The sequence below is a fragment of the Catellatospora vulcania genome (genome assembly GCF_009720385.1).
Classification (GTDB): domain Bacteria; phylum Actinomycetota; class Actinomycetes; order Mycobacteriales; family Micromonosporaceae; genus Catellatospora; species Catellatospora vulcania.
In genome coordinates, this window is the sequence record NZ_WARX01000001.1 from 1030858 (window position 1) to 1043411 (window position 12554).

General features: G+C 72.6%; 15 protein-coding genes. 7 read left to right on the top strand and 8 right to left on the bottom strand.

Annotated features, from left to right (window positions below):
* Nucleotides 1–23: 23 nt before the first annotated feature.
* The 3 genes from F6W97_RS23960 to F6W97_RS23970 are packed head-to-tail and all read right to left on the bottom strand — an operon-like array spanning nucleotide 24 to nucleotide 2691.
* Entirely contained in the window at nucleotides 24–1466 is a 1443-nt protein-coding gene (locus tag F6W97_RS23960) for an FtsX-like permease family protein (protein ID WP_155372643.1), read from the bottom strand.
* Nucleotides 1463–2158: an ABC transporter ATP-binding protein gene (locus F6W97_RS23965; RefSeq protein WP_155372644.1), complete on the bottom strand. Its 696-nt coding sequence runs from the start codon at nucleotides 2156–2158 to the stop codon at nucleotides 1463–1465. Before F6W97_RS23965 ends, F6W97_RS23960 begins: the two co-directional genes overlap by 4 nt.
* Nucleotides 2155–2691 (bottom strand): PadR family transcriptional regulator, encoded by a 537-nt coding sequence (locus tag F6W97_RS23970; RefSeq protein WP_155372645.1) that lies wholly within the window; start codon nucleotides 2689–2691, stop codon nucleotides 2155–2157. The genes F6W97_RS23965 and F6W97_RS23970 overlap by 4 nt, the downstream gene beginning before the upstream one ends.
* Nucleotides 2692–2950: 259 nt before the next feature.
* Between F6W97_RS23970 and F6W97_RS23975 the strand changes: the two genes are divergently transcribed.
* Nucleotides 2951–3757 carry a GNAT family N-acetyltransferase gene (locus F6W97_RS23975; protein WP_196279291.1) on the top strand — a complete coding sequence of 269 codons (807 nt, stop codon included), beginning with the start codon at nucleotides 2951–2953 and terminating at the stop codon, nucleotides 3755–3757.
* 170 nt (nucleotides 3758–3927) lie between these two features.
* Complete coding sequence (locus tag F6W97_RS23980) at nucleotides 3928–4389, top strand: tetratricopeptide repeat protein (protein WP_155372647.1); 462 nt, start codon at nucleotides 3928–3930, stop codon at nucleotides 4387–4389.
* Between the two features lie 106 nt (nucleotides 4390–4495).
* On the opposite strand, the gene F6W97_RS23985 is transcribed toward F6W97_RS23980, so the two are convergent.
* On the bottom strand, nucleotides 4496–5179 hold the full coding sequence (locus F6W97_RS23985; RefSeq protein WP_155372648.1) for an SDR family NAD(P)-dependent oxidoreductase: 684 nt from the start codon (nucleotides 5177–5179) through the stop codon (nucleotides 4496–4498).
* A gap of 125 nt (nucleotides 5180–5304) precedes the next feature.
* Nucleotides 5305–5766, bottom strand: coding sequence for a MarR family winged helix-turn-helix transcriptional regulator (locus tag F6W97_RS23990; protein WP_155372649.1), 462 nt, complete (start codon nucleotides 5764–5766; stop codon nucleotides 5305–5307).
* A gap of 86 nt (nucleotides 5767–5852) precedes the next feature.
* Between F6W97_RS23990 and F6W97_RS23995 the strand changes: the two genes are divergently transcribed.
* From F6W97_RS23995 to F6W97_RS24005, 3 genes are all read left to right on the top strand, one after another.
* The gene (locus F6W97_RS23995) at nucleotides 5853–6428 is read left to right on the top strand and encodes an NADPH-dependent FMN reductase (RefSeq protein WP_155372650.1); all 576 of its coding nucleotides are present in this window, start codon (nucleotides 5853–5855) and stop codon (nucleotides 6426–6428) included.
* Nucleotides 6425–6844: a PPOX class F420-dependent oxidoreductase gene (locus F6W97_RS24000; RefSeq protein WP_155372651.1), complete on the top strand. Its 420-nt coding sequence runs from the start codon at nucleotides 6425–6427 to the stop codon at nucleotides 6842–6844. The genes F6W97_RS23995 and F6W97_RS24000 overlap by 4 nt, the downstream gene beginning before the upstream one ends.
* Nucleotides 6845–7016: 172 nt before the next feature.
* Nucleotides 7017–7262 carry a DUF2630 family protein gene (locus F6W97_RS24005; RefSeq protein WP_155372652.1) on the top strand — a complete coding sequence of 82 codons (246 nt, stop codon included), beginning with the start codon at nucleotides 7017–7019 and terminating at the stop codon, nucleotides 7260–7262.
* Between the two features lie 91 nt (nucleotides 7263–7353).
* Here F6W97_RS24005 and mctP read toward each other — a convergent pair whose 3' ends face one another.
* Nucleotides 7354–8997, bottom strand: a complete 1644-nt coding sequence (gene mctP / locus F6W97_RS24010) for a monocarboxylate uptake permease MctP (protein WP_155372653.1) — start codon at nucleotides 8995–8997, stop codon at nucleotides 7354–7356.
* 2 nt (nucleotides 8998–8999) lie between these two features.
* The gene (locus F6W97_RS24015; protein ID WP_155372654.1) at nucleotides 9000–9266 is read right to left on the bottom strand and encodes a DUF3311 domain-containing protein; all 267 of its coding nucleotides are present in this window, start codon (nucleotides 9264–9266) and stop codon (nucleotides 9000–9002) included.
* A gap of 219 nt (nucleotides 9267–9485) precedes the next feature.
* On the opposite strand from F6W97_RS24015, the gene F6W97_RS24020 reads away from it, so the two are divergent.
* Both F6W97_RS24020 and F6W97_RS24025 read left to right on the top strand, forming a co-directional pair.
* A complete protein-coding gene (locus F6W97_RS24020) occupies nucleotides 9486–11339 on the top strand; it encodes a serine/threonine-protein kinase (RefSeq protein WP_155372655.1) in 1854 nt (617 codons plus the stop codon).
* A 44-nt stretch (nucleotides 11340–11383) separates the two neighbouring features.
* Nucleotides 11384–12103, top strand: coding sequence for a GNAT family N-acetyltransferase (locus F6W97_RS24025; protein WP_230686908.1), 720 nt, complete (start codon nucleotides 11384–11386; stop codon nucleotides 12101–12103).
* A 99-nt stretch (nucleotides 12104–12202) separates the two neighbouring features.
* Here F6W97_RS24025 and F6W97_RS24030 read toward each other — a convergent pair whose 3' ends face one another.
* On the bottom strand, nucleotides 12203–12544 hold the full coding sequence (locus F6W97_RS24030) for a hypothetical protein (protein WP_155372656.1): 342 nt from the start codon (nucleotides 12542–12544) through the stop codon (nucleotides 12203–12205).
* Nucleotides 12545–12554: the final 10 nt, after the last annotated feature.

Below are 12554 nucleotides of genomic sequence, written 5' to 3' on the forward strand. Positions count from 1 at the left end.
TCCCGTGTCGCCGTGCCGGACGGTCACGTGGCGCGCAGTGCCGCCAGGTCGGTCCGTTCCCGCAGGGTCGCGCCCGCCGCGACGGCGAGCAGCGCCACCAGCGCCAGCCCGGCCACGCTGACCGCGGCGAACTCGGCTCCGTCGACGAACCACGCCACGGTGCCGGTCGGCGACCGCTGCACCATGTCCGAGCAGTCCAGCGGGTAGCAGCCGCTGACGGCGGAGACCTCGACGTCGCCGACCAGCACCCGGACCAGGCCCGCGCCCAGCAGGGCCGCCCCGGGCACGACCAGCGTGACGGGCAGCAGCGCCTGCCACAGCAGCGCCCGCACCAGCACCCCGCGGGTTACCCCGCCGGCGGTGAGCGCGGCGAACGCCCGGCGGCGTGCCGCGACCGTCTCCAGTAGCGCCAGCAGGACGCCCAGGGCGGCCACGGCCACGGCGAAGCCGACCCCGAGGCTCAGCATCCGCACGGCGCTGCCCTGGTAGTCCAGGTCGGTGCCGCCGGGCACCGGCCCGTGGTAGCTGAGCAGGTAGGCCCGCGCACCGGCGCGGTGGTTGTCGCGCAGCGCCAGCAGCGCCCCGGCGACCAGCGCGCACACCACCAGCACCCCCACGGTGCGGCTGCCGGTCCACGGGTCGGCCCGCAGCCGCCGGGCGGCCAGCAGCGCCGCCGGGCCGCGCGCGAACCGGTGCAGCAGCCGTCCGCTGCGCTCGCTGACCCAGGCCATGCCCAGCACCAGCCCGCCGGCGACGGCGGCCGCGCTGCCCAGGCCCAGCAGCAGGCCCGGCGCGAACAGCACGTCCGCAGTCCCGAGCAGGACGAAGGCGACCACGCCCGCGCCGGCCAGGGACAGCGGCCACAGGCGGGGCACCGCCGTACGCACCGCACGGGTCGTCACGGGCAGCGGCGAGCCGTGCAGGCCGCGAGTCAGCACCGTGGCGAGCAGCGCGGCCAGCACCGGCAGTCCGATCAGGATCACGGCAGTCGCCACCGGTCCCGGCCGCACGTCGGTGGCCAGCCACAACCGGCCCGCGGCGTCACGCCGGTGCAGCAGCACCCGGGCCAGCTCGAACAGCGCCAGCCCGGCCAGCCCGCCGAGCGCGGCGGCGGCCGCCGTCTCGGCCGCCACGATCACGGTGACCTGGCGCGGCGTGGCCCCCGCGAGCCGCAGCGCGGCCAGCCGCCGGTGCCTGGCGGGCGCGCCGATCCGGGTCGCCTGCGCTGCCAGCGCCAGCACGGGCAGGCAGGCCACGACGAGCGCGTACACGGTGAGCTCGCGCAGGTCGGGTTGGTCGACGACGATCGCCTGGTAGCGCCGCGGGGTGAAGCCGAGCGACAGCAGCGTCGCGGCAGCCAGCGCCAGCGCCGTCGCCAGGGCCGCGGTCAGCGCGGTCAGCGCCACCCGCAGCCGGTCGGTACGCGTGCCCGCCAGCGCCAGCCGCAGCACCAGCGACGGCCTCACGCGCCCACCGCCACGGCCACGCCCAGCCCGGTCGGGTCGAGCCGGCCGTCGAGCAGCACGATCTCCCGCTCGGCGTACGCGGCGATCGTCGCGTCGTGCGTCACCACCACCACGGCTGTGCCCTGCTCCCGGGCGACCCGGCCGAGCAGCTTCATCACCAGCTCCCCGGCCAGGGTGTCCAGCGCCCCGGTGGGCTCGTCGGCGAACAGCACCGCGGGCTGGGTCACCATGGCACGGGCCAGCGCGACCCGCTGCAGCTGCCCGCCGGACAGCTGCCCCGGGGTCTGCTCGGCGGCCTCCGCGACGCCGAGCCTGCCCAGCCAGGTCGCCGCCGCGGCCAGCGCCGCCCGGCGTGATCCGCCGCCGAGCATCAGCGGCAGCGCCACGTTCTCCGCCGAGGTGAGTTCGGAGATGAGGTGGCCGTGCTGCAGCAGCACGCCGAACCGGGTGCGGCGCAGCTCGCTGCGGTAGGCCTCGCTGGTGTCGTCGAGGCGGTCGCCGCGGAAGTGCACCTGGCCGCCGTCGGGGCGCAGGATGCCGGACAGGCAGTGCAGCAGGGTCGACTTGCCGCAGCCGCTGCGGCCGCGTACCGCGACGATCTCGCCTTCGTGCAGGTCGAGGTCGACGCCGCGCAGGGCGGGCTGGACCCCGTAGGACTTGGTCAGGTCACGGGCGCTCAGCAGTGGGCTCATGATTGCACCTCCCGGTGGAGGTCGGCGACGCGGTGCAGCGCGGTCTGCAGCCAGCGCAGGTCGGCGTCGAGGTGGGTGAGGGCGTAGTCGACGGCGATGAGGTCGCCGACGGTGAGGTCCTGTTCGGACTTGAGGCGGGTGAGCTCGCGCATCCGGCCCGTGTGGGCCTGCTGCTGCGCGCTCAGGTAGGTGGTGGCGCGGGCGGGGTCGGCGACCAGCAGAGCGACGACGACCTTGCTGAGCAGGGCGCTGGTGACGTACGGGGCAGGCGCCTCGACCTCGGCCAGCCAGGTTTCGAGCGTGGCGCGGCCGTCGCCGGTGATGGCGAAGGTGGTGCGCTCCGGCCCGCCCGCCTGGTCCTGCCCCGCCTGGGTGACGAGGCCGTCGCGTTCGAGCCGGCCCAAGGTGCTGTAGACCTGTCCGAACGCGAGCGGCTTGGCGCGGGGCAGCCGCTGGTCGTAAGCCTGTTTCAGCTCGTAACCGTGTTTCGGCCCCCGCGCCAGCAGCCCCAACAACACATAGGACGCTGACATGCCGGTAACTATTCACCGAGTGAATAGTGTGCGTCAAGAGGGCCGCCGAGCAGAATCGGCGGGCCTGTATCCGGCACGCCCGCCCACGGCGAGATCGCGGACGTGCGTGCCGGGTTCACCGACGAGCGCATTCCGGCGACCGGCGACCGCTGACGGAACGGGCAGCGGCGCTGGTGGACACCGCCGCCGCCCGAGTCCACGCAGGTCGCAAAGGTCGTCGTGGCAGGCCCGCGGCCCGGGTTCAGCTAGGCTGCGCTGCGTGTACACCGTGCGGCAGGCGGGCGTGGACGATCTTCCGGGGGTACGCGCGGTCGCGCGGCGCTTCGGCAACCTCGGCGGCTGGCCGCAGCGCCCCGACTACCTGGACCGCGAACTGGCCAACGGCCGCCTGCTGGCGGGATTCGCCGGTGACGACGTGACGGGCTTCGGGGCGACCTTCGTCCGCGGTGGCCTGCTCCACCTGGCGGACCTGTTCGTGCTGCCCGAACACCAGTCCTCGGGCCTGGGCCGGGCACTGCTGTCGGCGCTGCTGCCACGGGACGCGCCCCGGGTCACCTTCGCCTCGTCGGACCCGCGGGCGCTCGCGCTCTACGTCCGCCAGGGCATGCGTCCGGTGACCCCGCTGATGTACCTGCGCGGCCCGCTCGCCGCGCTGCCCGATCCTGGACTGCGGCCCGCCGACGCGTCCGTCGAGGAGATCGCCGACCTCGACGCGGACGCCTCCGGCGGCCGGCGCACGGCCGACCTCGCCTGGTATGCCGGACTGCCCGGGGTGAGCGCGCACCGGGTCGGCGACGGCTACGCGATGGTGCGGGAGACGGCGGGCGGGCTGCTCGTCGGGCCGGCCGGTGGGCGCACCACCCGGGCCTGCGCGGACGCGGTGCTGGCCGTGCTGGCCCGGTTTCGCTCGGCGGGAACCGCGAGACTCTGCGTGCTCGGCCCGAACCCGCTGCTGCCATTGCTGCTGGAGGCCCGGTTCACCATCGCCGACCTGGACCAGTTCCTGTCCAGCGGCGGCGACCCGGTGGCCCTGGACCGCTACCTGCCCCACCCCGACCTCGGCTAGCCGGGCCGCGCGGCTCCCGGTCCGGGCCGGTCCGGGACCCTTCTCCGGTGCCGGGCGAGGTGGCGATTCCACCCTCGGCAATGCTCAGAGATCAGGCAGGCGGTCCACCGTCCACTTGACACCGGCGCATCGTGTTGGGGAGCGTTGCAGCAGGTCCTGGGGAGGAAATCATGCTGTTCCTGCTGTTCGGCACCGGGCTCACCGTCTGGGGCCTGTCGACCGACAACGGCACGCTGACCACGATCGGCTGGATCGCCTGGGGCGTCGGCATCATCGTGATCTGGATGCGCTCGGCCGGCCGGTTCGGCCTGCGCGCGATCATGACCCGGCGCATGCTGCGGGACATGGACCTCATGCGGGCCGCCGCGGAGAAGGGCGACCCGGTCGCGATGCGGGCCCTGGGCAGCATGCTCAAGGTGACCGGCGACTGGGACGGCGCCGAGCACTGGCTGAGCCGCTCCGCCTGGGCCGGCGACCGGGAGGCGATGTTCGACATGGGCCGCCTCGCCGACCAGCGCAACGGGCTCGAAGCCGCCGAGCAGTGGTTCCGCATGGCCTCCGAGGCGGGCCACCCGGTCGCCCGCATGATGTTCGTCGAAGGCGGCCTCTTCAACCGCGACGGCACCTCCTGACCGGAGGGCCCTTCACCGACGGCGCTGCAGGTTCGGGGAAGTGCCGCCATGCCGCTCGTCATGCCTGCAGTTCCCCCGAAACTGCGGCTCGGCGACCGGGGTCGGGTCAGACGTCCAGGTTGGAGTTGCGGACGGCTTTGGCGGCGTCGGAGCAGAGGTAGGCGATCGTGTCGGCGATGTCCGCCGGGGCGGTCCAGCCCTTGCGGTCGGAGTCGGGCATGTCGGCGCGGTTGGCCGGGGTGTCGATGACGCCGGGGGAGATCGTGTTCACGCGGACGCCGTCCTTGGCGTACTCGGCGTGCAGCGCGCCTGCCAGGCCCAGCACCGCGGTCTTCGCGGTCAGGTAACCGGCCGCGCCGCTGAACGGCTTGCGCACGGCCTGGCTCGACACCAGCACCACCGCGCCGCCGCCCGCCACCACCAGGTGCGGCAGCGTCGCCTGGCTGACCAGGTACGCCGGGCGCAGGTTCAGCCGCAGTTGCTGCTCGAACTCCTCGACGGGCGTCTCGTGCACCCGCCCGCCCATCGCGAACCCGCCTACGAGGTTCACCACGGCCCGCAGCGGCCGGTCGGGGTCGGCGGCGGCCTGCGCCGCGCACGCGCCGACCGCGGCCGCGTCGGTCAGATCCGCCTGCACCAGGACCAGCCCCTTGGCGCCCGCGGGCAGCCGGGACAGCTCGCTCTCCGACCACCACGGCACCACCACCCGCCAGCCCCGGTCCAGCAGCGTCGTCGTGACCGCCGCGCCCAGGCCGCCCGTGCCTCCGGTGACCAGTGCCGTGCCGCCCATAATCGCCCTCTCGCCGTCCGCCGCGCCCCAGGCGCGCGCCGCGCTCCAGGTTAGATCACGCCAGACGAAGGAAGGGCGCCTTCTTGTCGATATTCGTAGCGCAAGGGCGCCTTCCCCACCTGTGGTCAGGAAGTGGCGGTCAGGTGGCTGACGACGCGGTGGGTGAGGGCGTCGAGGGCGGCGATCTCCTCGTCGGTGAGCAGGTCGATCATGTGGCGCCGTACGGAGTCGACGTGGTGCGGGGCCGCGTCCTCGATGGCCCGGAGGCCGGCCTCGGTGAGCACGATCAGCGAGCCGCGGGCGTCGCCGGCGCACTCCTCCCGGTCGACCAGCCCGCGCTGCTGCATGCGGGTGAGGTGATGGGACAGCCGGCTCTTGGACCACAGCATGGTCGTGGCCAGCTCGGTGAGCCGCAGCCGGTGCGGTGAGGCCTCCGACAGGTTGGACAGCACGTCGTAGTCGGCGTCGGACAGCCCGCTGTCGGCGGCCAGGTCACGGGTGATCTGCAGGTCGAGCAGGGCGCGCATGCGCCGGTAGCCGCGCCAGGCGCGGGCCTGCTTCTCGTCGAGCCAGCGGGGTTCGGTCACCAGGTCACCATACCCGCTTGTTGACACGTCACCAACGCTGTGGCTAGGTTGGTGACACGTCAACAAGCACCCGCTAGGAGCCCGACATGCCCCGCCTCAACGTCGTCGTCGCCTCGACCCGCCCCGGCCGTATCGGCCACGTCATCGGCGACTGGTTCGCCGGCGCCGCCGCCGCCCACGGCGGGTTCGACGTGCACGTGGTCGACCTCGCCGAACTGAACCTGCCGTTCCACGACGAGCCCGGCCAGCCCGTCGACGGCGGGCCGTACGCCCACGAGCACACCCGGCGCTGGAGCGAGACCACCGACGCCGCCGACGCGTTCGTGTTCGTGATGCCGGAGTACAACCGCGGCTACAGCGCGCCCTTGAAGAACGCCCTCGACTACCTCTACCGCGAGTGGCACCACAAACCCGCCGGCTTCGTCAGCTACGGCATGTCCTCGGCCGGCGTACGGGCGGTCGAGCAGCTCAAGCCGGTGCTCGGCGCGCTGCGCATGGTGCCGCTGGCCGAGTCGGTCAACATCCACCTCCGCCAGGCCGTCGACGCCGACGGCACACTCGTGCCGACTACGGCCATGTCGGCCGCCGCCCGGGGCATGCTTGACGAGTTGCGGCTGATGGCCGACCTGATGGCGGCCGCCCGGGTGGAGGTGCCGGCATGAGTGAGCAGGACCGGTTGTGGCAGGTCATCGGGCGTACCGGGCGGGGCGTCCTGGCCACGGTCAAGCGCGACGGGCGGCCCCAGCTGTCCAACGTCGATTACCTGGCCGGCGACGGGGTGATCCGCTTCTCCAGCACGGCCGACCGCGCCAAGGTGCGCAACCTGCGCCGCGACCCCAGAGCCAGCTTCTACGTGACCACCCCCGGCGGCGGGACGTACGCCGTGGCCGAGGGCGTCGCCGAGCTGTCCGCCACCGCGGCCGACCCGCACGACGAGGCCGTCGAGGAGCTGGTGCGGCTCTACCGGGACATCCGCGGCGAGCACCCGGACTGGGACGAGTACCGCGCCGCCATGGTCGCCGACGCCCGCCTCACCGTCCGCATCCACGTCACCCGCCTCTATGGCTGGCTCGGCTGACTCCCCCCACCCCGGCCCCACCGTCGACCATAGACGTTGGCCTATTACATCGAGAATTTTGAGATCAAACTCGATGTAATAGGCCAACGTCTATGAAAATCGGGACGGGTGGCGTCCCGGGACGGCGGCGGATCGGCGGGCGGGGCCGGGCGGGGCGTGCGAGGCTGGGGGTATGGACGAGAAGCAGATCTTCGAGCGGATCGACTCCCTGGTCGCCGAGGAGCACGACCTGCGGACCAGGCGCGTGCAGGGCGCGATCGACCCCGAGACCGAGTCCGCCCGGCTCCAGTCGCTGGAGGAGACCCTCGACCAGTGCTGGGACCTGCTGCGCCGCCGCCGCGCGCTCAAGGACGCGGGGGAGAACCCCGACGACGCGAAGCCCGGCGACGTCAAGCAGGTCGAGGGCTACCTGCAGTAGAGACGAAGTAAGGGTGGGCGCGGGGGACCTCCGCGCCCACCCTTGGCCGTGCCCGGCCGCCGCGTACGATGCCCGCGACGGCCCGCACGGCTCAGGCGACGGCCACCGGCTCCCCTTCGGAGGCGGTGTCGCGCCGGGGCGAGTCCTCGTCGACGAAGTAGTCGTCTTGTTCGGTCGCGTCGGGCCCGTCGGTGACCTTCCCGGCCCGCAGCACCAGCGTCGCGAGCACCGCGATGACCAGGTTGACCAGCACCGCCACGAAGCCGACGTAGATCGTCGCCTTGGTGTCGAAGCCGAGCTTCTCCAGCGGGAACGCCGAGCCGGCGAAGTGCATCCGCCCGGTCGCCGGGTTGGCGATCTGGTAGAGCATCCACATGCCCAGGCCCATGCCGGCCGCCCAGCCCGCGATCAGCGCGCCCTTGTGGAACCAACGGGTGAACAGGCCCAGCGCCACCGAGGGCAGCGTCTGCAGGATGATCACACCGCCGATGAGCTGCAGGTCGATGGAGAACTGCGGGTCGAGCAGCACGATGCACAGCAGCGCGCCGACCTTGACCACCAGCGAGGCGACCTTGCTGACCTTGGCCTCCTGGGCGGGGCTGGCCTCGCGGTTGAGGTACTCCTTGTAGATGTTGCGGGTGAACAGGTTGGCCGCGGCGATCGACATGATCGCGGCGGGGACCAGCGCGCCGATGCCGATCGCGGCGAATGCGACGCCCGCGAACCAGTCCGGGAACTGCTTGTCGAACAGCACCGGCACGATGGTGTTGGTGTCCACCGAGCCGGCCTTCGCCCCGGGCAGCGGCTTGACGCCGGCGGCGATCGCGGCGAAGCCGAGCATCGCGAGCAGGCCCAGCAGCAGCGAGTACGCGGGCAGCGCGGACATGTTCCGCTTGATCACGTCGCGGTTGCGGGAGGCGAGCACGCCGGTGACCGAGTGCGGGTAGAGGAACAGCGCCAGCGCCGAGCCGAACGCCAGCGTGATGTACTGCAGCTGGTTGTTGGCGTTGAGCAGCAGCCCGTCACCGGGCGCGGGGCTGGCGTCGAACTTGGCCTGCGCCGCGCCGAAGATCGCGCCCCAGCCGCCGAGCTGCGAGGGCAGCCAGAACACCGCGACCAGGATGACGATGTAGATCAGCGTGTCCTTGACGAACGCGATCAGCGCGGGCGCGCGCAGCCCGGACTGGTACGTGTACGCGGCGAGGATGGCGAACGCGATGATGATCGGAGCGTGCCTGGCCAGGGTGGACTCGCCGGTGACGCCCATCGTCTTGAGCACGGCCTCGATGCCGACGAGCTGCAGCGCGATGTAGGGCATCGTGGCGACGATGCCGGTGATCGCGACGAGCAGCGCCAGCGTCGGCGAGCCGAAGCGCACGCGGACGAAGTCGGCCGGGGTGACCAGGCCGTGCCGGTGCGACACCGACCACAGACGCACCAGGACCAGGAAGAACAGCGGGTAGATGATGATGGTGTACGGCACCGCGAAGAAGCCCATCGCCCCGGCGCCGAAGACCAGCGCAGGCACGGCGACGAAGGTGTACGCGGTGTAGAGGTCGCCGCCGACGAGGAACCAGGTGATCCACGAGCCGAAGTTGCGCCCGCCCAGGCCCCACTCGTCGAGGTGCTCCATGTTGTCCGGCCGCCGCCACTTGGCGGCCACGAAACCCAGCGCGCTGACGCCGACGAACAGCACCGCGAAGACGATGATCTCGGTGAGATGGTCACGCCACATGGTCAGCCCTCCCCGTTGCTGCGGCTGGCAGGGATCCGGGGAACACTGCTGCGGCGCTTGGTCGTCCGGTAGACCAGCGTCGTGGTGGAGACGCCGATCAGGATGTAGGCCAGCTGCTGCCAGTAGAAACGCGGGAAGCCCAGCAGGTCGGGACTGGACGAGTTGTAGAAGACGGTGATCAGCGGCAGCACGATCGGGATGATCAGCAGCCAGTTCCAGGGACTGTGATCGCGGTCGCCGGGTCGCCGGTCGGGTGCGGGTTCACCCATGGCACGTGCCTCCTCGCACGAAGGGACGGATCAACGGTGCGAGGGAGGATACGCAGCTCGGGCCGTCAGACTTGCCGTTCGTCGTCCCGACACGCGCCGAACGGCGGGTACCGTGCGCCGAACGGTTGACATCGTACGGCCGAAGGTCCCGGCGGATCTGGATCACACTCTGGTTCCCTGCGTGGGTTAAGCCACTGCACGTTTGGGTAGGGTCCTCCAATGCCCGCTGTGCCACCACGTGTCCTCGCTGACCGGTACCGGTTGCTCGAATCTCTCGGCCAGGGCGGGATGGGCATGGTCTGGCTGGCCCGCGACGAGACCCTGCACCGCGACGTGGCCGTCAAGGAGGTCGTGCCCCCGGCCGGGCTCACCGAGGAAGAACGCGCCGAGATGAACGCGCGCTCGCTGCGCGAGGCCCGCGCCATCGCCCGGCTCAGCCACCCCAACGTGGTACGCATCTTCGACGTCGTCACCGTCGACGGTCGGCCGTGGATCGTCATGGAGTACCTGTCCGGCAAGTCCCTGGCTGCCTTGATGACCGAGCAGGGGCGGCTCGCCCCGGCCAAGGTCGCCGACATCGGGCTGGGCGTGCTGGCCGCGCTGCGCGCCGCGCACGGCGCCGGGATGCTGCACCGCGACGTCAAGCCGGGCAACGTCATGCTCGGCGAGGACGGCCGCGTCGTGCTCACCGACTTCGGCCTGGCCACCCTGCCCGGCGACCCCGCCGTGACGCGCACCGGCCTGATCCTCGGCTCGCCGTCCTACATCTCCCCGGAGCGTGTCGAAGGCGGCGAGGTCGGGCCCGCCGCCGACCTGTGGTCGCTGGGCGCGACGCTCTACGCCGCCGTCGAGGGCCAGTCGCCGTACGCCCGCCCCAACGCGATGGCCACCCTCGCCGCGCTGGCCACCGAGGAGCCGGCCCCGCCGCGCCTGGCCGGGCCGCTCAAGCCGGTGCTGGTGGGACTGCTGCGCAAGGACCCGCGCCAGCGCATGGGCGCGGCCGAGGCCGAGCAACTGCTGCTGCGGGTGGCCGTCGGCCGCCGCGGCGGCACGGGCTTCCTCGGCGGCGTACGCCCAGGTCTGGTCCCCGGCCAGCGACGGACCACGCCACCGGCGCTTCCCGCACGGGCCGCCGCCGCACAGGCCGAGCCAGCAGCCGAACGTCCGGCCCGGACGCTGCCCGACGCGCAACGGCCCGCCGAGCCGAAGCGGTCAGCCGAGCCGAAGAAGCCCGCCGGTGACGTTGCGGGGGCGTTCACGCCGGGGCGTGCCAGCGCACCGGCGGCGGCCGCCGCGGTGTCCGAAGTCGCGGCTGCGAAGCCGAAGGGCGCAGCCGCGCCCGCGCAGCGGTCCGGGACCGGCACGACGGACCGGGCCGTGGGCGCCGCCGCCGTGCCGTCCGAGGCATCCGGTGCGCTCGTGGCGCGATCCCGCAAGGGACGCACGATGGCCCTGGTCGCGATGGCGGCGGTCGTGGTGGCCGTGCTCGCGGTGGTGATCGTGCCGCGCCTGGGCGGCAAGCCGCGCGGCAACGTCAACGCCGGTGGTGCGAGCCCTTCGGCGGCCGTGAGCCCTTCGGCCGCGCCCTCGCCCAGCGTGCTGCCCTCGGCGTCACCGGCCGGCCTGGTGCTGCCGGACGGCTGGCGCCTCTACCGCGACCGCACCGGCTTCGCGGTCGCCGTGCCGCGCACCTGGAAGATCACCCGTGACGGCACCATCGTGCGGTTCAAGGAGCCCAACGGCGGACGGCTGCTGCTCATCGACCAGTCCGACAGCCCGAAGAAGGACCCGGTCGCCGACTGGAAGCGCCAGGAGGCCCGCCGCGTCGCCGCGGGCGACTGGAACGACTACCGCAAGGTGCACATCGTCAGCGTCGACTACTTCATCGCCTGCGCGGACTGGGAGTTCACCTATCAGGGCAGCTCAGGGCGGATACATGTGATCAACCGCGGCTTCGTGACCGGGCCGAAGCAGGCGCACGCCATCTACTGGTCCACGCCGGAGTCGCAGTGGAAGGACAACCTCGACGAGTTCGCCCTGATCACGGCGAGCTTCCAGCCCAACCCGGTGTAGGAACCGGGTTGCCGGGTGATCGGCAGGATGGCCATACTCCGCGGGTGACTGATGCCTACACGTCCGCGTTACTGCTGGTGGGGGACAAGGACGAGGAACTGTCCGCGCTCCTGGACCGGGAGCTGACCGCGTTCAACAACGCTGCGGTCGGCGAACACGAGGAGCGGTCGCTGTCGGTGCGCGTCACCGGCGGGGACGGCGCGGTGATCGCCGGGCTGACCGGCTGGACCTGGGGCGCTTCCGCCGGGATCTCCATGGTGTGGGTGCACGCCGACCACCGCCGCGGCGGCTGGGGAGGCCGGCTGCTGGCCGCCGCCGAGGACGAGGCGCGTGCCCGGGGCTGCGACCGGATCAGCGTCTCGTCGTTCTCGTTCCAGGCGCCCGAGTTCTACCGCCGCCACGGGTACGTCGCCACCGGCCGCACCGAGGGTTACCCGGGGGACGCGTCGGACGTGCACTTCTTCAAGCGCCTCGACGGGCCGACCGTCGCACCGCGGCTGCGGCTGGTCGCGGTCGTCGATTATCCGGCGGGGCACGAGGAGACCGTGCAGAGGTACGAGGACGACGTGCTGGCGCTGCTGCCCCGCCACGGCGGGCTACTGGAGCAGCGGCTGCGCGGCCTGGAGGCCGAGGTCCACGTCATCTCGTTCGACTCGCGCGGGGGCCTCGACAGCTACCTGGCCGACCCGGGCCGGGCGAAGCTGCGCGCCGGGATCGGCGACCTCGCCCCGAACGCCCGCGTCCTGACGGTCACCGAGATTTGATCGGGCGGGCTCGGGCGGGAGAGGCCCCGGGGTGCGAGTCCGGGGCCTCCCCCTCAACCGTCCTGGGAGATAGGACGGGAGTATCGGTTGTCGCACGCGTCAGGCGCACATCCGGCGGTACGCGAGGCGCAGTAGCCCACCCAGCGTCCGGCGTGCAGACTCGGCTACGGCCGGTATGGCGACAGGCGTGATCACGGGCAGCAGGACCGTCTCGTCGAGCAGGGCCAGTCTGCTCTGGTAGTGCTCGGCGACGGCCGACAGCGACTCCCGCTGCGGACACGGCCACGGCCTGCCGCACGCACACCCGCCCGGAGACGGCCCGTGCCCGGCCAACAAGCTCGTCGCCGTGTCGACCTGGACCCGGGCGTACGTGATGAACTGGTCGCGGTCCAGGACGCGACCGCCCCGTGCCCTGTGGCGTGACGTCGCTCGGCGTGACACGCTCACCTCC